General features: G+C 49.8%; 24 protein-coding genes. 15 read left to right on the forward strand and 9 right to left on the reverse strand.

What is annotated here, in order from left to right:
- The first annotated feature begins 45 nt into the window (after positions 1-45).
- A complete protein-coding gene (locus BM091_RS02715; protein ID WP_093393282.1) occupies positions 46-906 on the forward strand; it encodes a sulfide/dihydroorotate dehydrogenase-like FAD/NAD-binding protein in 861 nt (286 codons plus the stop codon).
- A gap of 89 nt (positions 907-995) precedes the next feature.
- Positions 996-2426 carry an NADPH-dependent glutamate synthase gene (gene gltA / locus BM091_RS02720; protein WP_093393524.1) on the forward strand — a complete coding sequence of 477 codons (1431 nt, stop codon included), beginning with the start codon at positions 996-998 and terminating at the stop codon, positions 2424-2426.
- Between the two features lie 12 nt (positions 2427-2438).
- Here the strand turns inward: gltA and BM091_RS02725 are convergent, their stop codons facing one another.
- The 4 genes from BM091_RS02725 to BM091_RS02740 are packed head-to-tail and all read right to left on the reverse strand — an operon-like array spanning position 2439 to position 6310.
- Positions 2439-3755, reverse strand: a complete 1317-nt coding sequence (locus BM091_RS02725) for a nucleotide sugar dehydrogenase (RefSeq protein ID WP_093393283.1) — start codon at positions 3753-3755, stop codon at positions 2439-2441.
- A gap of 15 nt (positions 3756-3770) precedes the next feature.
- Complete coding sequence (locus BM091_RS02730; RefSeq protein WP_093393285.1) at positions 3771-4121, reverse strand: hypothetical protein; 351 nt, start codon at positions 4119-4121, stop codon at positions 3771-3773.
- Positions 4084-4968: a nickel pincer cofactor biosynthesis protein LarB gene (larB, locus tag BM091_RS02735; protein ID WP_093393286.1), complete on the reverse strand. Its 885-nt coding sequence runs from the start codon at positions 4966-4968 to the stop codon at positions 4084-4086. Before larB ends, BM091_RS02730 begins: the two co-directional genes overlap by 38 nt.
- A gap of 10 nt (positions 4969-4978) precedes the next feature.
- Positions 4979-6310, reverse strand: a complete 1332-nt coding sequence (locus BM091_RS02740; protein WP_093393288.1) for a 3-deoxy-D-manno-octulosonic acid transferase — start codon at positions 6308-6310, stop codon at positions 4979-4981.
- 64 nt (positions 6311-6374) lie between these two features.
- On the opposite strand from BM091_RS02740, the gene asnS reads away from it, so the two are divergent.
- The 4 genes from asnS to BM091_RS02760 all read left to right on the forward strand — a co-directional run bounded on the left by asnS (position 6375) and on the right by BM091_RS02760 (position 9820).
- Positions 6375-7739 (forward strand): asparagine--tRNA ligase, encoded by a 1365-nt coding sequence (gene asnS / locus BM091_RS02745; protein ID WP_093393289.1) that lies wholly within the window; start codon positions 6375-6377, stop codon positions 7737-7739.
- 23 nt (positions 7740-7762) lie between these two features.
- Positions 7763-8203 (forward strand): hypothetical protein, encoded by a 441-nt coding sequence (locus BM091_RS02750; protein ID WP_093393291.1) that lies wholly within the window; start codon positions 7763-7765, stop codon positions 8201-8203.
- Positions 8204-8353: 150 nt separating this feature from the next.
- Complete coding sequence (locus tag BM091_RS02755; protein ID WP_093393292.1) at positions 8354-8650, forward strand: hypothetical protein; 297 nt, start codon at positions 8354-8356, stop codon at positions 8648-8650.
- Positions 8651-8929: 279 nt separating this feature from the next.
- Positions 8930-9820 carry an RpnC/YadD family protein gene (locus BM091_RS02760; protein WP_093393294.1) on the forward strand — a complete coding sequence of 297 codons (891 nt, stop codon included), beginning with the start codon at positions 8930-8932 and terminating at the stop codon, positions 9818-9820.
- Between the two features lie 420 nt (positions 9821-10240).
- Here BM091_RS02760 and BM091_RS02765 read toward each other — a convergent pair whose 3' ends face one another.
- The 4 genes from BM091_RS02765 to BM091_RS02780 all read right to left on the reverse strand — a co-directional run bounded on the left by BM091_RS02765 (position 10241) and on the right by BM091_RS02780 (position 14313).
- Positions 10241-12721 carry a methyl-accepting chemotaxis protein gene (locus BM091_RS02765; protein ID WP_093393295.1) on the reverse strand — a complete coding sequence of 827 codons (2481 nt, stop codon included), beginning with the start codon at positions 12719-12721 and terminating at the stop codon, positions 10241-10243.
- Between the two features lie 102 nt (positions 12722-12823).
- Positions 12824-13648: a sensor histidine kinase gene (locus BM091_RS02770; RefSeq protein ID WP_093393297.1), complete on the reverse strand. Its 825-nt coding sequence runs from the start codon at positions 13646-13648 to the stop codon at positions 12824-12826.
- Positions 13645-13998 (reverse strand): winged helix-turn-helix domain-containing protein, encoded by a 354-nt coding sequence (locus tag BM091_RS02775; protein ID WP_093393298.1) that lies wholly within the window; start codon positions 13996-13998, stop codon positions 13645-13647. Before BM091_RS02775 ends, BM091_RS02770 begins: the two co-directional genes overlap by 4 nt.
- Positions 13999-14031: 33 nt before the next feature.
- A complete protein-coding gene (locus BM091_RS02780; RefSeq protein WP_093393300.1) occupies positions 14032-14313 on the reverse strand; it encodes a response regulator in 282 nt (93 codons plus the stop codon).
- Positions 14314-14561: 248 nt separating this feature from the next.
- On the opposite strand from BM091_RS02780, the gene BM091_RS02785 reads away from it, so the two are divergent.
- Positions 14562-15206 (forward strand): hypothetical protein, encoded by a 645-nt coding sequence (locus tag BM091_RS02785; RefSeq protein WP_143083084.1) that lies wholly within the window; start codon positions 14562-14564, stop codon positions 15204-15206.
- A gap of 40 nt (positions 15207-15246) precedes the next feature.
- On the opposite strand, the gene BM091_RS02790 is transcribed toward BM091_RS02785, so the two are convergent.
- Positions 15247-16587 (reverse strand): aspartate aminotransferase family protein, encoded by a 1341-nt coding sequence (locus BM091_RS02790; RefSeq protein ID WP_093393303.1) that lies wholly within the window; start codon positions 16585-16587, stop codon positions 15247-15249.
- A gap of 76 nt (positions 16588-16663) precedes the next feature.
- On the opposite strand from BM091_RS02790, the gene BM091_RS02795 reads away from it, so the two are divergent.
- From BM091_RS02795 to BM091_RS02830, 8 genes are all read left to right on the forward strand, one after another.
- Positions 16664-17335 carry an endonuclease III domain-containing protein gene (locus BM091_RS02795; protein WP_093393304.1) on the forward strand — a complete coding sequence of 224 codons (672 nt, stop codon included), beginning with the start codon at positions 16664-16666 and terminating at the stop codon, positions 17333-17335.
- A gap of 88 nt (positions 17336-17423) precedes the next feature.
- Positions 17424-18275 carry a CheR family methyltransferase gene (locus tag BM091_RS02800; protein WP_093393306.1) on the forward strand — a complete coding sequence of 284 codons (852 nt, stop codon included), beginning with the start codon at positions 17424-17426 and terminating at the stop codon, positions 18273-18275.
- A gap of 30 nt (positions 18276-18305) precedes the next feature.
- Positions 18306-18788 (forward strand): chemotaxis protein CheD, encoded by a 483-nt coding sequence (locus BM091_RS02805; RefSeq protein WP_093393307.1) that lies wholly within the window; start codon positions 18306-18308, stop codon positions 18786-18788.
- 23 nt (positions 18789-18811) lie between these two features.
- The gene (locus BM091_RS02810; protein ID WP_093393309.1) at positions 18812-19231 is read left to right on the forward strand and encodes a response regulator; all 420 of its coding nucleotides are present in this window, start codon (positions 18812-18814) and stop codon (positions 19229-19231) included.
- Positions 19194-19637 (forward strand): chemotaxis protein CheX, encoded by a 444-nt coding sequence (locus BM091_RS02815; protein WP_093393310.1) that lies wholly within the window; start codon positions 19194-19196, stop codon positions 19635-19637. Before BM091_RS02810 ends, BM091_RS02815 begins: the two co-directional genes overlap by 38 nt.
- Positions 19634-20146, forward strand: coding sequence for a chemotaxis protein CheD (locus BM091_RS02820; protein ID WP_093393312.1), 513 nt, complete (start codon positions 19634-19636; stop codon positions 20144-20146). The genes BM091_RS02815 and BM091_RS02820 overlap by 4 nt, the downstream gene beginning before the upstream one ends.
- A gap of 4 nt (positions 20147-20150) precedes the next feature.
- Complete coding sequence (locus tag BM091_RS02825) at positions 20151-21257, forward strand: protein-glutamate methylesterase/protein-glutamine glutaminase (protein WP_093393313.1); 1107 nt, start codon at positions 20151-20153, stop codon at positions 21255-21257.
- Between the two features lie 4 nt (positions 21258-21261).
- Positions 21262-21648, forward strand: coding sequence for a response regulator (locus BM091_RS02830; RefSeq protein WP_093393314.1), 387 nt, complete (start codon positions 21262-21264; stop codon positions 21646-21648).
- Positions 21649-21653 lie beyond the last annotated feature (5 nt).

A 21653-nucleotide genomic window follows, 5' to 3' on the forward strand; every position in this document is an offset into this window, starting at 1 on the left:
TGTGTACGATTTCACTTTATTGGCCCTGGCGGGAGGAGGGGGAAGATGTTCAAAATTGTGGATAAAAAGACCCTGAGCCCGTCCACAAAGCTTGTGGTCGTGAGAGCTCCCCATGTGGCAAAGCGGGCAAGGCCGGGGCAGTTCGTTATGATTCAGATTGATGAGTCGGGAGAAAGAATTCCTCTAACCATTGCAGATTTCGACCGAAGGGCAGGAACCGTCACGATGATCTTTCAGGAAGTCGGGAAAACAACCATGCACCTCGGCACACTTCGTCCCGGAGATGAACTGTTTGCCGTAGCCGGCCCCTTAGGGCATCCGTCGGAAATAGCCCTTTACGGCAAGGTCCTGTGTATAGGCGGCGGTGTGGGTATAGCGCCCATATTCCCCATAGCAAGAGCACTCAAAGAAGCGGGTAACACGGTCCTTTCCATTATAGGAGCCAGAACAAAGGATCTTCTCTTCTGGGAAGATCGTATGGCTTCCGTTTCCGACGAGCTCATTATCTGCACCGATGATGGATCTTACGGCAGAAAAGCAGTCGTTACCCAACCACTTCAGGAAATCCTGATGAAAGAGGCATCGAATATCGCCCGGATCTGGGCAATCGGACCGGCCGTGATGATGAAGTTTGTCTGCAAAGCCACAGAACCCTACGGCATTCCCACAATCGTCAGTCTGAACACCATCATGGTTGACGGCACGGGTATGTGCGGTAGCTGTCGTGTGGACTTAAAAGGAGAGACCAAGTTCGTCTGCGTTGACGGGCCCGAATTCGACGGACATCTTGTGAACTGGGAAAACCTCCTGATGCGACTTTGCATCTACAGGGAAGAAGAGCAACTCGCACTTAACCGATGGCTCGAGACGACTCAAGGTGTTATTGCGGCTGGAGGTAAGGCCTGATGAAGGGCTGGTATCCTCAGGTTCATTTTGGAAAGGAACGACAAAAACACTACCCCCGGTTCGTGCTCGATCTCAAGCAGAAGGAACGCATGGCAATCCCCCGGCAGGTTATGCCCGAGCAGGATCCCACGATCAGACGATACAACTTCCAGGAAGTTGCCCTGGGGTTTACATGGGAGCTGGCCCTTCAGGAGGCCGAAAGATGCCTTCAATGCGAGCATCCCAGGTGCGTTCAGGGTTGCCCTGTTGGGGTGCCGATACCGGAATTCATTCTGGCACTCAGAGAAGGCGACATAGAACGGGCGGTATCCGTAATGAAAACCAAAAATAGCCTTCCGGCCGTCTGCGGAAGGGTCTGTCCTCAGGAACTACAATGCGAAGCCCTGTGCGTCAGGGGCAAAAAGGGTCAGCCCGTCGCCATTGGGCGGCTCGAAAGATTCATCGGCGACTTCGAATTGACGCACAGAACATGCCCGTTGAAGAAAAAAGCCGACACGGGCAGAAGGGTTGCAGTCATAGGAAGTGGCCCTGCGGGTCTTACCTGCGCAATCGATGTGGCTAAAGAAGGGCACAGGGTCGTAATTTTTGAAGCCCTTCATCTGCCGGGCGGTGTGCTCGTTTACGGAATTCCCGAATTCCGACTGCCTAAAGAGGTGGTGCGCAGCGAGATACAATACGCCGCGGAGTGCCTTGAAATCGAAATCCGCACAAATCACGTAATAGGGAAAACCCTTACAGTTGATGATCTTCTCGGGGAATACGACGCCGTCTTTATCGGAACGGGTGCAGGATTGCCTATTTTCCTTGAAATACCGGGAACCAACCTTATCGGTGTAATGAGTGCCAACGAATTTTTAACCCGAGTAAACCTCATGAAGGGCTACCTCTTTCCCGATTACGACACTCCGGTAAAGGTGGGCAAAAAGGTTTGTGTCATCGGAGCGGGAAATGTGGCCATGGATGCCGCAAGATGTGCGGTAAGGCTTCAATATCTCAGGGCAAAGAGGGAAGGATGGAAGGAACCCGGTCGGGTATCCATAATCTACCGGAGATCACGGGAAGAGATTCCCGCCAGGGCCGAAGAAGTTCACCATGCGGAAGAAGAAGGCGTGGTATTTGAGCTGCTCACGGCCCCCGTTGAAATTCTCGGGGGTCCGGATCAGCGCGTTCGGGCGCTGAAATGCGTCAGGATGGAATTGGGAGAGCCGGATTCCTCAGGTAGGCGAAGACCCGTACCCATCGAGGGATCAGAATTCGAAATCGAAGCCGACATGGTCATATTCGCTCTCGGTACCTCACCCAACCCGATGGTCTTTAATGAGGCTCCGGGCCTGGAGAGAACCAAACACGGAACAGTGGTTATGAAGGATCCTGAAAAATGCAGAACCACCCTTCCCCGGGTGTGGGCCGGGGGCGATATCGTTACCGGAGCCGCAACCGTTGTCAGCGCCATGGGTGCGGGAAAGCGAGCAGCAGCGGACATTAACAGGTTTCTTACCGCAAAGGAACAGAACTGGTAAACAAAGGCGTTTTCAGGCCATCACCACCTTTTCACGTCCTTCTTTTACATACCGGGTGGCATTCCGGGTATCCACGACCAGCCCGGCATGTCGTACAATCCAGTCGTAATCGTAGGACGAGTGATCGGTTACTATAACGACGGCGTCAACACTCTCAAGAAACTCCTCCGTCAGTTCAACGGCTTCCATGGAGAAGGCGTACTTTCTTGTGGGTTTGAGCTTTGGAATAAGCGGATCGTGATAACTGACGGATGCACCCAATTTCATAAGCATATCCATAATGGGATAGGCAGGAGATTCTCTATCATCATCGACATCCTTTTTGTAGGCTATTCCGAGTATGAGTATTTTGCTACCCTTCAGACATCTTCCCCGATCGTTTAAGGCTTCCATAATGCGCTCGACCACATACCGGGGCATAGATACGTTGATTTCTCCTGCCAGTTCAATGAAGCGAGCCGTAAGCCCGTATTCTCGAGCCTTCCAGGAAAGATAAAAAGGATCAACGGGTATGCAGTGTCCTCCAAGACCCGGACCGGGATAAAAGGGCGTGAAGCCAAAAGGCTTTGTTGACGCCGCCTCGATAACTTCCCAGATGTTTACTCCCATTCGGTGGGCCAGGATCTTCATTTCGTTTACCAGAGCAATATTTACACTCCTGTAAATGTTTTCCAGCAGCTTGGCAAACTCGGCAACCTTTGTAGACGAAACGGGCACAATCTTACCCGATATCTTCTCGTAAAACGCCGATATGACCTTGAGACACCGGGGGGTTATGCCGCTCACTATCTTGGGAATGTTCCCCGAATGGTACACGGGATTGCCCGGGTCTTCACGCTCCGGGGAATAACCGAGGAAAAAATCCCTACCCACCAGAAGGCCCGTTTGCCTGAAAAGGGGAAGAAGGAGTTCCTCGGTCGTTCCGGGATAAGAGGTACTTTCAAGAACCACCGCCTGGCCGGGTCTGAGCTTTCCGGCAATATCCTCTGCGGTTTTCACCACGTAGCTCAGATCGGGTTCCCTGTTGGGTGAAAGCGGTGTGGGAACACAAATCAAAATACAGTCCGGCTCATTCAGCCTGGAAAAATCATCGGTAACGTCCAGCAGGCCTTTCCGTCTAAGGTTCCGAATTCGCTCGGGATCGATATGTCGAATATAGGTTTCCCCCCGACGAAGCAAATTCACCTTTTGACCGTCTATGTCAAACCCGATGATCGGAAAGCCGCATTCGGCACATCTGAGAAGCAGAGGCAATCCCACATAGCCGAGGCCTATAACGCCTATCTTCGACGAACGGGCCTCGATTTTTCTCAGAAGGTCCGATTCCATAAAATCTCTTCGCCCTTACCAGTCAAGCGGTATAAGCTTCATTACTTCGTGATGCACGAGATAATAGAGTTCCTCATCCGTCCCGTAAATGTCGATCACGCACTTATGGTCTATGAGTTTTTCCAGAATCCAGGCGGTAACATAGAGGCTTACAAAGTGAGGTCGGGGAACGAGGTTTCTAATTTCCGCCGTCTGATACTTAATGTCGAACTCGTCGGCCGTCAGAAGATTTTGAAGACACAGGTTTATCTGCCTTTCCAGTTCTATCTTGCTGGTCGTTTCAACGGCCTTGGCCTCTATCAGTCTGGTTGTAATCCTTTCGCTGAGGTCATCGAGGTGTTTCTTCAGAAGTCGCAGTGCCTTCATCTTCTGAGCTTCTTTGGCATGATCGAGCTTCGAGATCACTGCGGCTTCTTTCCCATCGGGTCTGAAATCTCCTCTCGCCATCTTCCCACCCCCTTCCAAGGGCTATGCGTCTGTGTATAACAGATGCCACATACCCCCCTCCAAAGCCATTGTCAATATTTACGACAACAATACCCGGGACACAGGTGGTCAACATGGCAAGCAGAGGCGCTATACCGTTGAAGTGGGACCCGTAGCCAACACTTGTGGGCACTGCTACCACAGGGCCTTCAACAAGGCCGGCGACAACACTGGGAAGCGCTCCTTCCATACCGGCTACGACAACCCATGCAGAAGCCCCGCATACTTCTTCCCGAATGTCCAGCAATCTGTGAAGTCCTGCAACCCCAACATCATAAAATCTTCTGACCTGACTACCCATAAGCTCTGCCGTCAATGCCGCTTCCTCGGCAACGGGTATATCGAGTGTTCCGCCCGTAAGAACGGCAATGTAACCATTGGGAATAGAAGGAATTTCCGAATTCTGAAGTATCCATACCCGCGCATCTGCATGATAACGGGCTTCGGGGAAGGCATGATTCAGGATTTCTGCATTTTGACGGTCCAGCCTGGTTATAAGTACATTACTGCCCCTGCGGGCCATGGACTCGACAATAGCACGGAGATGTTCCGCTTTTTTCCCCTCGCCGTAAATTACTTCGGGAAAACCCCGCCTGAGGGCACGGTGATGATCTATACGGGCAAAAGAAAGATTTTCGTAAGGCAGCTCTTTGAGAAAAGACATAACCTCATCGATACCGACATTCCCCTTCCGATACTCCTCAAGAAGCCTGCGAAGTCTTTCCATAAAACCTCCATCACGAAAGAATTTCCATGATCCGGGCGGCGCAGATTTTCGAAACACCTGCAAGTTCACCCATTAAGGCGTGAACAACGGCTTCATCGATCTTTCTCCTGTGCAACCCTTTAAGGGCAGCCTTAACGGCAGAATAAAGTTCGGAAAGATTTTCTACCCGAATTCCGGCGCCCGCCTTTTCCAGCAGATCCGCTTCACGGGATACTTTAAACACATGAGGGCCAAAAATCACGGGACACCCCCACACAACGGGTTCTACAATGTTATGGCCTCCGATCTTCTCAAAGGTTCCACCACAAAAGGCAAGGTCGGCCAGGGAATAGAGCTCAAAGAGATGACCGACGGTGTCAACAATTATAATCTGCCTTCTTATCTCGTCTTCCCGGTCCAAACTACCGCAACGGGGATTGAGATAAGCAGAAAGCCGCCGGGCAGGAACACCGGCACGGGCACATTCCCTTTCCAGCTCCGAAACCCTTTTGCCGTGCCTGGGGGCCAGAATGCAAACGAGCTCGGCAAATTCGGCAAAAAGATCCACGGCGAGTTCAGCAAAAGCCCGACACTCCTGCCCTCTTAAACTCCCCGCAACCATGACGGGCACACCATCGGCAACGGGCAATAGGCCTTTCCACTTTTTATAAACCTCAGATAGTCTGCCCACCTGTTCTGCCAGCAGATCGTATTTCGTGGATCCAACAACTTCCACCCTTTGAAAATCGGCCCCTAAAGAGATCGCACGGGTTCGATCTCTTTCATGGACCATTCCCATCCAGGAAAAGTGAGAGAAAACCCCACGGAACAGGCCACCGCAAAGCCGGTAAAGGCGAAAGGAAGGGGAAGAAATCCGTCCGTTACAGAGTACTGCAGGGATTGATCTTTCCGCAAGCGAAAGAATCGTTGCAGGCCAATAGTCTGCTTCGAACAACACATACAGAGACGGCTTAAGGGAGTTCAGAAAATTAGCTACGGCAGGGAGAACATCAAAAGGTGCAGGAACGGCGAGCACCTTATCCTCTGCAAGAGCCTTAACCCTGCGGAAACCGGCCGGAGTTCCCGTTGAGATAATCACGGATCCGGAGAATCCCATTTCGTTTAAGCTTTTTATTACCGGAAGAATGCCCGTGATTTCTCCTACTGAAGCCCCGTGAAAAAGAATTCTGGGTTCAGGGAGAGAGACCCCTCTTTCGGCCGACCACCGGCGCCCATCCCAGAAGAACGCCTCATCATTGCCACGAAGGGTTCTATATGATACGTAAAGTCCTGCCAGAACGGGACCCGTTGCAGCGTACAGCCTTCCGGGAAGCGAAGAGAGGTATTTATTTTTTGTTGTCATTTGCTTTGGCCTCGACTAATGAATTTAAAACAGGGTGACAAAAAGGATTGCACGAGAGGACGCCATGATTCAAGAAGGAACGCCGGTTCGTGAAATCCTGAGAAGATGGGCAGAACATATCGGTCGCAGGGTAATGATTAACGGATGGGTCAGAACCCGGCGGGACTCCAAGGCAGGTATAAGCTTTGTGGAAGTTAATGACGGGAGCTGCCTCAAAAACCTTCAGGTCATAGTGGATCACGGCCGGGACCGATTTCAGGAAATCCTGCAAAGCCTCACCACGGGAGCGTCGGTTTCGATAACCGGCGTCGTCAGAAGGTCCCCCGCAAAGGGTCAGCCCGTGGAAGTTGAAGCAGAAAGCATCTCCATTGTCGGCTCCTGTGACCCTGCTTCCTATCCGCTTCAGAAAAAACGCCATTCCTTCGAGTTCCTCCGCGAAATTGCCCATCTCCGCCCTCGCACCAACACCATCGGAGCGGTTATGAGAGTTCGTAACTCCGTAAGCTATGCCGTTCATCGCTTCTTTCAAGAGCGGGGTTTTTATTATATTCACACGCCCATTATTACAACCAGCGATTGCGAAGGGGCGGGAGAAGTTTTCAGGGTCACGGCCCAGCAGGATCCGGAATTCTTTGGAAGGCCGACCTACTTGACCGTAAGCGGTCAGCTACAGGCTGAAGTCTATGCTTTGGCGCTGGGTAAGGTTTACACCTTCGGCCCCACCTTCAGGGCGGAAAATTCACAAACCCGGAGGCACCTTTCCGAATTCTGGATGATCGAACCCGAAATGGCCTTTGCCGATCTGGAAAACGATCTGGCTCTGGCCCAGGATTTTCTCCACCATGTTGTGAGCTCCGTAATGAGCGAATGTGACGAGGAGTTACAGTTCTTTTCAAAATTCTTTGACGAAAAGCTCCTTGAGAGACTTCAAACGGTCGCCGAGAGGCCTTTCGAAGTCGTTACGTATACCGAAGCCATATCATTGCTTAAAAAATCCGGGGAAAACTTCACATATCCCGCCGAATGGGGTTGCGATCTTCAGGCCGAGCACGAACGCTACCTGACCGAAAGGGTTTTTAATGGCCCCGTTGCAGTAATTCACTTCCCCCGAGACATCAAGCCCTTTTACATGAAGGTAAACGATGACGGACGAACCGTTGCGGCAATGGACGTGCTCGTGGCCGGGGTGGGTGAGATAATAGGAGGATCAGAGCGAGAATACCGCTACGAGCTTCTTTTGGAACAGATGAAGCTGAAGGGTATGAACCCCGAGGCCTATGAATGGTATCTTGATTTAAGGAAGTACGGCAGCGTTCCCCATGCAGGCTTCGGGCTCGGGCTTGAAAGGCTCATACAGTTTCTCACGGGCGTCCCCAACATTCGCGAGACCATACCCTTTCCTCGAGTGCCCGGTTATGCCTTTGCCTGAGGCCCAGTATAAGGAGGAAAGTGATGTGTTTCCATCAAAAAGTCCGATGTGTCTGTGGCAAAGAAGAAGCGTACATTTTCCATAAGGATAACATTCTCCCCGAAGAGGTGGTAATTGAGGTTTTCTGTCCGGAGTGCAGCAACAGAGCCGAATGGAATCCTGAAGAGATGATACGGGATGGCGGCTGGATAATCCATTACGACATGGAAATTGCCGAATATTTCTTCAAACAGAAGAAAATCTCCTATCGCCTGACCCCTGAATTTATCTTCGATAAAGAATATTGCTCCTGGTACGGCTTGAGCCCCCACGATATCGAAGAGAACAGAAGGCTATCCGAAGAAATTGCCGGGATTAAGCATGCCAGCTTGAGGGACTACTACGAAGCCTTTCGGAAACGCCGTATTGAACGGGTTAAGGAGTTACAGAAACAGGGATTCAGGAAGGCTATGGATCCACATTGAGAGTTTCCTGATGCTTACTGCTGCCGGCCGGCCCCTCCGGCCGGGATCCTTTTTCGGCCTTTCTCCGGTCGTGTACCCGGGTTATATTAGACAATAAATAAAGAGTTAGCGGAATTATATCCACGACCATAGACATAGAGGAGAAAGGCCATGTATACCCACGACGACATTATACGTCAAAAGAAGTTGCCCAGGGTTGGAGACATCGTAAAAAGCAAGAAGTACGGAACATTGTGGCGGGTAATGGAGAAACGAGAAGTCTGGGTTAACACCAGTGATGATCCCGAAACCAACGAACCGAGAATGGTGCCCGCCATTTATCTGGCTTACTGGAAAGTAACCCCGGGTGCTCTGCCGGGCGTCGGAAAGATGATGGGATATGCATACACACTTCATGACAACACCTTTGAAGCGAACTGGGAAATCGTTAAATCAAGTAGTGGCTAACGGTTTCTCCTGTGACCGCCTCTCAAGGCACAACAATGTGGCTCCCAATAGGTTCATCCATCTCGTCAAAGAATGGAGTCGAGGTATTACGATTAATCAAAGAGGCGAGTGGCGGAGGTGATTCTCCCCGCAAAGTAATCGGCAAAAGAGTTAAAGTGGCGGCAGAGGTTTTTCCGGAAAGGGGAGTGCAAAACTCTTGTCTTTAGGAATTCAGCCCTTTACGATCAGAGTTGGGTCCGGTGTACGTGAATTATTCATTCGTTTTTCTGAGGTCTTCAGATGAGCGCCTATGATGCGGCGGTGAAGGCGGTGTTTTCCTGGTGTCGGGATGCGGTGCTGGAGTATTTTCTGGGACTTGACGTCCTGGAGTCGGAAGTCCTTGAGCTGCCTCAGGAAACCGTGACGATCAGAAGGGCGGACATTCCCATAAGGGTAAGGACAAAGGACGGTCGGGTTTTCGTTGTGCTTCTGGAGGTTCAGAGCAAGTGGCAGGACAATCTTCCCCTGAGGCTTCTGGAATACGACGTAAGGTACCGGATTAAAACAGGGCTTTCCGTACTTCCGGCCGTCCTGCTTCTGAGGCCGGGCGGCAGAGTAACGGAAGAATTCTCCGACGGAGGGATTCATTACAGGTTCAAAGTGGTCTCTCTTGCCGAAATGGATGCCCGGGAAGCCATGGCAAAAGGAAAACCGTGTCTGCTCCCCTTCGTACCCCTCATGAAAGGTGGAACAGAACTACTCGACGAAGCCGACAAACTCCTCAACAACGCCCCCATAGAAAAATCAGAAAAAATAGACCTCATCTCCGGCCTCGCACTGCTCACAGGACTGGTCTCTAAAGACCTGTGCAAATACCTCTTGCAAAAAAGGAGGAACATCATCATGGAATCCTTCGCATACGAAATCATTAAAAAAGAAGGGTTTGAAGAAGGATTGCGAGAAGGATTAAGAGAAGGATTGCAGGAAGGATTACAGAAAGGTTTAGAGCAGGGGATGGTGGAAGAAGCCCGGGAGATGGTGATAGAGGCATTGTGTGAACGCTTTGGATCGATCCCGGAAGAACTGGAGCGGCGAATAAGGGCTATCAATTCCCGAAGAAAACTTAAAGAACTTCACAGGTGCGCCATAAAAGTTGAATCTATCGAAAAATTTACGGAGGCTCTGGATTAAAAGGCAGGCTTCTACCATGAGTGCCTATGATGCGGCGGTGAAGTTTTCGTTCCCCCTGTGCAGGGATCAAACGGAATACCGTCATGGAACCCTTCGCATATGAAAAAAAGATGGGTTTGAAGATGAGCTAAAACAGGGATTGCAATAAGGAATGAAGGAAGAAGTCAGGGAGATGGTTGGAGGAGTGTTTTGCGAGCGCTTCGGTTTAATTTCCAGAAAACTGAGCGCCGGATCAGAACGATCAATTCCAGAAGAAGGTCGAAAGAGCTTTTAAGGTTAGCCGTAAGGGCAAGTTCAATTGATGAGTTTTTAAAAGTCCCAAATTAAAATTCGTCCGTCTAAGTTTGCTCCTACTGCTATGTCATTACATTAAAGCGATTCCACACCGCCGACCAAGCGGTGTGGAATCGCTTTTAAGCCTTAGAAGTCTTCAAAGTCTTCATCGAGAGGTATAACTTCTTCGGGTCTTACTTCTTTTGCTTCGCCCGTGGAACGCGGTGCCGGTTTCTGGCCTTTCTCGGCCCGAGCAGACTTCGCCCTTTTCCCGCCTTCCTTTTCGCCGCGCGGTGCGCCGGTCGAAGCCACTGCAGGAACGGCTTTCCTGCTTACGCCCGTTCTCGGAACTGCCGATGTCACTTTATCGGCCCCAACCATGGTCAGGAGTTGCTGTACATTTTGTCTCAACTGCTGAGCCTGAGCGCTCAATTCCTCGGCCGCAGCAGCAGATTCTTCTGCATTTGCCGCCGTCTGCTGAACTATCTGGTCCATATCGGAAGCCGCTTTGTTAACCTGAGCGATCCCCTCTGCCTGCTCCTGAGACGCCGCCGCTATCTCATTTATCAGCTCCGTTATCTTCTGCGTATGGCTGGACACCGTAGAAAAGGTCTGCTCGGTAACTGCCACGTATTCGGCTCCGTCCTTGACCTCCTTACGAGTGTTTTCAATAAGTTGCGCGGTGTTCTTGGCCGCTTCTGCAGCCCTCATGGCGAGAGCCCTCACCTCATCGGCCACGACTGCAAACCCTGCTCCGGCCTCCCCCGCCCGGGCCGCCTCAACAGCCGCATTCAAAGCAAGCAAATTGGTCTGGAAGGCGATCTCATCAATGGTTTTTATTATCTTCTCCGTCTCCTCGCTGGCCTTATCAATCGCCGCAATGGACTGGACCAGTCGCTTCATGGCCTCGTTGGCCTGCTGAACCGCGCGGGCAGTTTCCTGAACAACCCGATTGGCCTCGGTGGCGTTCTGAGAATTCTGATTGGCCATTGAAGCCATCTCCTCGAGAGCAGAAGCCGTTTCTTCCAGCGAGGCGGCCTGACGGGAAGCACCCTCTGCAAGCTGCTGGCTGGCATTTGCCGTTTCCATTGAGGCCGTAGCAACCTGTTCAACCGCCTCACCCATTTCACGACTGATGTTTATCAGCGTCCGTGTCAGGCTCCTTACAAGGAAGGCTGAAATCAGGACACCGATCACGATGGCCACAACCGACACGATGGCTATGATCCAGTTGTTATAGTTCACAACGCTCATTAGCTTTTGCTCGGTCACACCCCTGGTCTTTATTACGTCAACAGCCTTGTCCAGGCTTGACATGATTTCGTTGTAAGCCGGCAGGATTTTAGTCTTATACAGGTTCTGGGCCACCTCGATGTTGCCTCGCAACGACGTTTCCATATCCACTATGTCCCTCACGGCAAGCTCCAGATTGGTCAGAAGCAGCCGGAGGTTCGAGTCCAGTTCTCTCTGCGCCGTGGCAATGTCGAGATTATTGATTGCGGCTTCTATGCGCCCGGCAGCCTCCCGCATCTGTTCGTTTATCTGCTTCATCGTTCCCATGTACTTTTCAATTGCCGGAAGATCTTTGGCGGCATCCTGCATAAGCTTTAAATCAAAGCTCTCCCACTCGGGCAATCGGGCAGTAAAGGCAAAAGGCTCACCCGCCGCAAACTCTTCGGCTCTCTGCATTAGCCGGGCATTCTTTTCGTCAAGATAAATACCCGTTCCGAAAATCCAGCCCCAGGGTTCATAAAGCTCCACATAAGAAATCTTTGGAACGGGCTGATCGGCCCCGTACTTGGGCCAGTAGTACACAACAAAGCCCGAACCTTTAGCCTTACAAACCTTTACGAATTCCACAAAAAGCTTCTTGCCTTTTTTATCCTCGAAATTGGAGAGATCCTTGCCGTCGAGCTCCGGTTTGTAAGGATGCATGACCATTACAGGTCCGGTGTCGTTGATCCAGATATAATCTTTACCCTCAGGACCGTAACGGAGGTTTCTTACGAGTTTCTTGGCAATCTCTTTCCGGTACTCTTCGGGCCCCAGGGTTGCATCCCTGGCTACGGCGTCAACCATCGTTATGGCAGATTTTACGATGTTTTTTAACATCTCCTGCTTCGAAGTAAGTCCGCTTATCTCCTGCCCGAGTTCTTCCGAAATCCTGGCAACGTAATCCTGATGGGCGCGGAGAAAGGTGGTCAGAAGATAGGTGCGGAGACAGAAATGAGCCGCCCGGTTAAGCGAGGCTATCTCCTGCCCCGTATCGTGCAGGGTTTTATGAGGAGCTTCAAGGGCGGCAAGTATCTGGGCTACATCGGGAAACCGGGACTCCAGCTCACTTCGCACCGGTCCGTAAAGGAGCTCTCCGAGCTTGCACTTCTTGTAATCCAGTTCAACCCCGGGGGTTTTCATACTGGGATCGGCGACATAGTTGGACATTTTGAAAACCCATTCGGTGTGAGCTCCCCTGGCGGCTTCAAAAATTCCCGTCCACCTGGCAGTACCTATGACCCCGTCGGCCGCATCTTTGATCTTGGCAACCCCGATGTAGGCCGCAGCCGCAAGGATCACAAGAAGGAGCAAAACGACAAAAAATCCGGTCCCTATCTTTTTGCCTATCGTCATTGTTTACCTCCCGACGCTAAGGTTTCTTAAGGCCGGTTAGCGACATTCAATACCAAAAATCGTAAAAATCCCTTTCTTTGTCAAATATTTAAGATTTTCGTTTTAAGGCCACATAAAGAGGACGGAAAACTTTCCCCGAAAGATACCGTAGCGGAACTTTACCTTCATCTGAGAGGCCAGTCTTTCGCTGAAGATTAACCCCATTCCCGTTCCCGGTGACTTTTCGGACCCGAGATCGTTAACCACCGCAACATAAGGCTTTTTTTTATAAGAACCCACTCTGATGCTGACCTTTCTACCTGCATACTTAAAGGCATTTTCCAGCAACAGCAAAAGCATTATGCGGGTTTCCAGCATGTTGGCTCTGATCCTGGAAAGGTAATAGCTCTTTCTGACGCGCAGGCCCGAATCCGTTCCCATGCGCCCCAGTTCACCTAAAACGGAATCCACGAGTTCTGCCGGGTTAAAAGGCTTTTGCCGAATGTAGTCCCGGCTAAAGGTTTCTATCAGTGCAAGAATCTGGCGAAAATCTGCTTCAATTCTCGACAATCCCTGCTTGATCCGCATTACGGCCTCAGGGCTGAAGTTTTTTTCGAGTATTGATGCGTTAAGCTTCTGGGCCAGAAGAAAATTGCCCACCTTATGAGACAGCAGATAGAGGAACATTTCATGAAACCACCTCATTCTTTCCTTTTCTTCAAAAAACCTCAGCAGAAACTCTCTGAATAAAAGGGAAGATACGGCAATGAGCTGACATCCACCGAGAAATAGAGTGGTTCCGTAAAGGAGGGTCACCGGTTTTGCTATGGTCTGATTCAATTGTTTCAGCGACAGGTAAAAAAACAAAGAAGTCCAGGCACAAAGAGTCAGGAAAGAGAAGGTAATCACAACAATAAATCTAACGGTTAATTTATTTTTTTCTTTCATTTCAGCCTGTATCCACGCCCTTTAAAGGTTTCTATGCTGTTGGGAGGGAGAATCTTACGAAGCTCCTTTATATACGCCCTTATCACGTCCTCGGTAACGTAAGCATCGTACCAGACCTTTTCCAGAAGCTCACGCTTTTCGACCACTCTGCCTCTGTTTCTGGCGAGATAGGCAATAAGGTCCCACATACGCCTGCTTACGGGAATTTCCTCGTCCCCTCTGATAAAAACCCGTCTATTCAGGTCTATCAGACAATCCCCGACGGCAATAAACCGCTTATCTTCAGCGGACTCCGATTCTCGATTTACCCTCCGCAGGAGCGCTTTAATCCTGAGTATGAGCTCTTCCATGTCGAAGGGCTTTACCAGATAATCATCGGCTCCCTACTGAAAGCAAAAGCGTTTGGATTCCAGGAAATCCTTTGTAGTCAGTATGAGTATGGGGACCGATGTGTCCAATTCCCGAACTTTTCGCAAAATAGCTTCCCCGGAAGTTTCGGGCAGAATTAAATCCAGTATCAAGAGATCCACTTCTCCTGCGAGTTGGGGAACCCGGTCGAAGCCCCTGTTGATCCAGAGGACTTCAAAGCCGTTTATGGTCAAATAATCAACGAGGCTTTCGCCCAGAATGTCGTCGTCTTCTACCAGCAGAATCTTTGGAATCACGGCAAGAACTCCCGATCCTTCAAAATAGTTATTCGGATTCCCGGCGCCGGAGGATTAGCAGAGCAATGCATATCTTTCCCATCTTCCATAACTTGCTTACGCCCTTTCCAAAACAGGGCGTGTTTTTCAATCGATCTCTTTCAATATTTGACTATCTTACCGTTATGTGTAAATTGAAGCGACTGATTGTGAAAAAAATTTTTTGGAAAATCCCGTTGAAACACGCACACGCAGAAGAAGGAGGGTCTATGGAAGATCAAAGGTACAGGGTGTCAGGAGTAAATCGAAGTTTCTTACAGAAGTCGTTGATTATCGGAGGAATTGCCGCACTGGTTGGGCTTCTTTTGTTCCTTGCGATGCCGGTTAAGTACTATTTTCTTGTAAAAGACGGAACCCTTGGGCTTTATTCGGGAAGGATAGGCTGGCTTGACGGGACAAAAGACAAAGGATTTGTTCCCGTCTTTATCGGTGAATCAAAAGACGAGGGCCTGAGAGTGCTTCTTGCCGAGAAATTCAAAAGCCGTGAGGAGGCACTCGATGCACTCAGGCCCGTAATGCTGAAGATAGTTGTTAATCATCTTTCCGAAATAGCCGAACTCGAGCAGACCCTGTTCGGTCATTACAGGGTTCTGTACGGAGAAATCCTGGCCGCTCATCAGGCAGGGGCTACCGGCCTGGAAAAATCTCTAGAAGCTCTGAAGCTCTGGCTCGACATGTACGCCGGGAGAAGCCAGCTCATTGAAACCTGCAGGGCTTCACTGGAAACAGAGACAACCGTTAAGACCGGTGAGCCGGTAACCTCCGAAAAGCCCGGCGAAGAAGCCGAAGCTCCTGAACAGGCGAAAGGAGAAGAACCGGAACACCAGGAACAGGCCACTGCGGCTCATCAATAGAGACGGCGCCGGGGTGTTACTCTTCCCCGGCACCGGCTTCCTATAAGATGCTGTCTTCCACGACTTTTATTGAATCGTGAAGGATTCCGACCATTTCGTCTATCTGCTCTTCCGTGATTATATAGGGAGGAGCGAGGAGAATGTGATCACCTCTTATGCCGTCGGCCCCACCGGTGCCCGGATAGGTGATAAGACCTCTGTGAAAAGCCTCATTAAATACTCTATGGGCAACCTTCAGGGCGGGGTTGAAGGTTTTACGCGTTTTCTTGTTTGCAACGAACTCAATGCCGGCAAATAACCCGATACATCTTACATCCCCGACGATTTCAAAGGACTCAAGAGTTGAGAGCTTTTCCCTGAAGACTTTTTCAATTTGGCCAACCCGCTCGATCAACCTGTGGCGTTCGAGATATTTTAACACGGCGGCTCCTGCGGCCACCGAAACCGGATTTTGACCGTAGGTATGTCCGTGAAGAAAGCTACCGGATCCGGAGATTATGGCCTTGTAGATAAAGTCTTTAACTATCATTGCGCCCAAAGGAGCATATCCTGAGCTCAGGCCTTTGGCGAGAACGATGATGTCAGGCACTACCCGCCAGATGTCCAGAGCGAAATTCCTTCCGCAACGACCAACGCCGGTCATTACTTCATCGGCTATAAGTAAGACCCGATAGTGATCGCATATTTCTCTGATTCTCTGCCAGTATCCGTCGGGTGGTACGATCACGCCGCCGCTGGCCCCAACCACCGGCTCGGCAATGAAGGCCGCAACGGTTTCAGGGCCTTCGTACTTTATCGTTCTTTCAAGCTGTTCAGCACATTCAAGATCGCAGACCTCGGGATCTTTCCTGAAAGGACAGCGATAACAATAGCAGGGCATAATGTGAGGGTTGTGAATCATGATGGGATGGTAAAACCTGCGCCGGCCGGTGTTGCCCCCGAGGGCAACTGCTCCCATGGTATTGCCGTGAAAGCTGGTCCATCGGGAAATCATCTTGTACCGGTCGCGCTCTCCGACTTCTTCCCAGTACTGCCTGGCAATTTTCATGGCCGATTCAACGGCCTCAGAGCCGCCCGAAACGAAGTAAACGCGGCTAAGTGAATCGTCGGCCACGAGCCTGCACAGCCTTTCCGCACACTCTTTTGCCGCTTCGCTGGTGAAATGAGTACCGTGTACATAGGCAACCTTGAGGGCCTGTCTGGTCATGGCATCCACGATTTCCCTGACTCCATGGCCGACGGTGACAACGGCGGCCCCACCGGACCCGTCCAGATACTTCTTTCCGGTTGTATCCCAGATGTAAACACCCTCTGCGTGATCAACCGTTGGATAATGCCTTCCGGGAACACGGTAAAAAACATAATCATTTGGCCATTGCATTTTGCCTCTCCTCTGCTATGAAAGCTAATGCCCTTTTCGTTCAGGGTGAACACATTTTACAAAAAACCGGAAAACAATGAAGGAGTTATCGGAAAAAAACATAATTGAAGTGCTCGAGAGGCTTAAGGAAGCTTACGGAACAAGGCCCTGGAACTGGCATACTCAGCAGAAGCCCTTTTACGTGCTGATCTCAACAATTTTATCCCAGCGCACAAGAGACCCTCAGACCGATGCGGCGGCTCAGGCCTTGTTGAGGCGGTTCCCCACGCCTCATGACCTTGCCCATGCGCCTCCTGATGAAATCGCTCTGATCATCCGTGGAGTGAACTATCACAGAACCAAAGCCCTTCGAGTAAAGGAAGTCAGCAGGATAATTGCAGAGCGTTATGGAGGAAAAGTTCCCACAGATCTTGAATCCCTCCTTTCCCTGCCAGGCGTAGGACCTAAAACGGCAAACTGCGTTCTTCTATACGGATTTCATCAGGCCGTTTTGCCTGTGGATACTCACGTGCACAGGATAGCCAATCGACTGGGCTGGGTTAACACAAGAAGACCGGAGGAGACGGAAGAGAACCTCAAGGAAGTCATCCCGAAAACCTGGATTCCCTATGTGAACGATCTTTTTGTCAAACACGGCCAGACCCTTTGCAGACCGAAGCGGCCGCTCTGCGAGGAGTGCAATGTTCGAAATTATTGTCAATACTGGAAGGACAGGGAACATCAAAAGGGACCGGAAAAAAATTTATAAAATGCGTTCCATTAGCAGATAAAAGTATTGAAAAAAACAAAAGCTTTTCTATACTTTTGAAGTCTATGTCTTTAGTGGGGAACGGGAAGTGATTCAGGAAACCTTGAAGGATGATCTTTTTCGCAAATTCAGCGCCCTGGTTTACGAAACGGCAGGAATTCACCTTCACGAAGGCAAAAAAGCTCTACTGCAGGCTCGACTTTCCAAGCGTCTTAGGGCAACAGGGATAAAAACCTTCAAGGAATACTACGATTTTATTACAAAACCCGAAAATGTAGCGGAATTTATTCACTTTCTGGATGCTATTTCTACAAACTTAACGTATTTTTTCAGGGAAGAGCAGCACTTCAGGTTTCTTGAAAGCCGGGCTTTGCCCGAAATCGTTGAGGTGAAGAAAAAGGAAGGCAGTCGCCGGGTCAGGATGTGGAGTGCAGGCTGTTCTACGGGAGAAGAGCCTTATTCTATTGCCATGTGTGTACTCGAGTTTTTTGAAAAAAAGACACCGGAAATTAGATGGGATTTCAAGCTTCTGGCGACGGATATATCCACAAGAGTCTTGCAGACCGCCATCCGGGGACTTTACTCCAAAGAGAAGGTAGAGCGAGTTCCTGCTCCGCTGAGGACCAAGTATTTCAAAAAAGTCCAGGGTTCAAATGCCGGCGAATACGTCTACGAGGTGGCTCCGATCTTGAAAGAGGTGACCGTATTCCGTCGTTTAAATCTCAAAGATCCCTATCCCTTTCATGGGCCTTTTGAGGTTATTTTCTGCAGAAATGTTATGATCTACTTCGACAAACCCACTCAACAGGAGCTCATACAGAGAATGACTTCCTATCTGTCCCCCGGCGGATACTTCATGGTCGGTCATTCGGAGAGCCTTGCCGGGCTTTCACACGGATTGAAGTACATTCAGCCGGCCGTGTATAAGAAGTTGAGCTAAAAACGAAAAGGACGGGAGAATTGAGGTTTAATGGGCAGAATAGTTGTCGGAGTTGGAGATCTGGCGGTAAGTAACAAAGCAGAGGACGAGATAATCACCTACTCCCTGGGATCGTGCATCGGGGTTGTCGTTTACGATCCGGTTGCCCGGGTGGGAGGCATACTGCATTATATGCTTCCCGAATCGTCTATCGATCCGGAAAAAGCAAAAAATAATCCCGCCATGTTCGGAGACACGGGGATACCCCTTCTGTTCAAGAGCTGCTACAGTCTGGGCGCAAAAAAGCAGAACATGATCGTAAAGGTAGCCGGCGGGGGTAACATCCTGGACGAAAACGGGGTATTCAACATAGGCAAGCGGAATTATATGATATTAAAGAAGTTATTCTGGAGGAATAACGTGCGCATTACGGCCGAACATGTTGGTGGAAGCGTAAATCGCACCGTTCGGCTCGATATAGCTACGGGTCGGTGTATTTTGAAGGTTTCAGGGGAGGGAGAATTTGAATTTTAACGGGCAGAAGGTACGGGGTAACCATGTCGTACAATGTGCTGATAGTTGACGATTCACGATCGATGAGAAAGGTTATAGAAAAAACTCTACGCATTTCCGGATTTGACATAGGTGAAATATACGAAGCCTCGAACGGCCAGGAAGCCCTTGAGGTGCTCGAAAAAAATTGGGTGGATATCATTTTATCGGATATTCACATGCCCGTAATGGACGGCCTTAAATTCCTGGAAGAGTTAAGAAAGAAAGAGGATTACAAAGACATTCCCGTGGTCCTCATAACCACGGAAGCCTCGGAAGAACGGCTTGGATATGCAATGTCGCTGGGGGCACAGGGTTATATAAGAAAGCCCTTTGAGCCGAATCAAATACGAGAATACCTTTCCGGAATAATGGGAGAGCCTACTTATGGAGTGGCAGGAACTGATGAGGGATGTGATTTCTGAAACTCTGGAGAAAATGTTTTTTACTATCGTGGAATTTGAAGGCGAAGAAGAAAACCAGCCGGACCAGCAATTAACAACCCACATAAACCTGAAATCAGAAGAAAATAAAGAAGTAATCACCATCGTTATTTCTCTCAATTTATCCTTTGCCAGACAGCTAACCGCCGACTTTCTTGGTAAAATTGCCGACGACATTACAGAAACGGATACAGAAGATTGCATGAAAGAGCTCGCAAACATGACGGGAGGCGGTATGGTAGCGAAGCTCGGTGGTTCCTACAAGCTCGAGCTACCTCAACCCGGCGAGCCTTCCACGGAGGGAGGAAACGCTCAAGAGGAAATTCCTTTATTCGTACTTGGTAGTCCGGTAGGAAAAGTGAGACTGTATAAAGAAACTTCATCATGAGTGAAGCAATACGCCCAAGGGAATACTTTCTGAAAAAAGGGTACATTTTCATTCCGGCCGTTCCAACCCTCATAGCAACGGTGGTTGGTACGGGTATTGCCGTATGCCTGTGGGACAGAAAAAAGCAGCGCGGCGGCATGAACCACTTCCTGTTCCCCCGGGCTAAAAATCGTTCGGAAGCGACCCCTGTGTTCGGTAATGCGTCAATTCTCGCCCTTGTAAAATTTTTCAGAGAAGACGGGTCGGAAATAAAGAACCTGGAGGCTCAAATATTCGGCGGGGCAGTGCCGGAAGAATCGTCTCCGGAGGCGGCACGAATTGCAAGGGCAAATGTTCACATAGCCCGCACAATGCTGGGCCGCTATGGCATACCCATAGTGGCCGAAGATGTAGGAGGACATAAAGGGAGAAAGGTTGTCTTTCACAGTCACAACGGAGATGTTGCCGTAATCCATGCAGATCGCATAAGAAAAAGCGACTGGTATCCTTATGATGAAGGAGAAAGATAAAAACATGGGCGATCAAAAAAAGATCAGGGTCTTAATCGTTGACGATTCCGCGATAGTTCGAAAGATTTTCACCCATGAACTTTCCAAGTATCCCGACATTGAGGTCGTAGGTACCGCCCCCGATCCCTACATAGCAAGAGACAAAATCGTAAAGTTAAAACCCGATGTCATAACTCTCGATATCGAAATGCCCCGCATGGACGGGCTTACCTTTTTGAAAAAACTAATGAAATATTACCCCGTACCGACAATTGTTGTCAGCTCTTTGACCCAAAAAAACAGCCGTATGGCCCTCGATGCCCTTGAGGCAGGTGCCGTAGAAGTGATGGCCAAACCGGGAGGATCTTACAGTGTCGGTGATATGAGCGTCCAGCTTGCCGAGAAAATTCGTGCCGCAAGCAGAATAAGGATGTTTCCTTCCCAGCTACCTCGAAAAGACAAAAAAGAAGGGGATAATCTTAAAGTCACTTCCTTTGCTTTGGGCAAAACAACTCACAAGGTAATTGCCATAGGCGCATCAACAGGCGGAACCGAAGCCATCAAAACCGTATTGACGCAGCTTCCACCGACAACCCCCGGAATTGTGATCGTACAGCATATGCCGCCCAAGTTCACAACTTCCTTCGCAGAACGCCTCAACGACCTGTGTCAGATTGAAGTAAGGGAGGCAAAAGACGGTGACGCCGTTGTTCCCGGTCTCGCTCTAATTGCTCCCGGCAATTTTCACATGGTTCTGAAGCGCAGTGGAGCAAGATATTACGTAGAAATAAAAGACGGACCTATGGTATGTTATCAGAGGCCTTCGGTGGACGTGCTGTTTTTTTCAGTAGCCCGATATGCGGGAAGCAATGCGGTAGGGGTTTTGATGACCGGGATGGGAAAAGACGGAGCTCAGGGCCTGCTTGCCATGAAACAGGCCGGAGCGAGAACAATAGCACAGGATGAGGAAAGCTGTGTCGTCTTCGGAATGCCCAAGGAGGCTATAAAACTCGGCGCCGCCGATTACGTCGTTCCACTTCCGAAAATACCGGAAACCATCTTCAAACTTCTCAGCGAAGACGAAAATCAAGAAAGGTCAATTCAGAATTCACAAGATATACGGAGGATTTAGAGTTATGCCGTCCTATAAAGACCTAACGGTTTTAATCGTCGACGATTTTGCCACAATGAGGAGAATAATCAGAAACATATTGAGAGACTTGGAATTCAAGAAAATCCTCGAAGCCGAAGACGGAACGGCTGCTGTGGACATCCTTAAAACTCAAAAGGTTGATCTTATTATATCAGACTGGAACATGCCCAAAATGACCGGGCTGGAACTGCTCAAGTGGGTAAGATCCAATGAGGACACGAAGGATCTGCCCTTTCTTATGGTCACGGCAGAGGCTCAGAAAGAAAACGTCATTGAAGCCGTGAAGGCCAAGGTAAGCAATTACATCGTAAAACCCTTCACGGCACAAACCCTTGCAGAAAAGCTCGAAAAAATTCTGCCGAAGGATTAAGGCGG

This window comes from Thermodesulforhabdus norvegica, assembly GCF_900114975.1.
Classification (GTDB): Bacteria; Desulfobacterota; Syntrophobacteria; order Syntrophobacterales; family Thermodesulforhabdaceae; genus Thermodesulforhabdus; species Thermodesulforhabdus norvegica.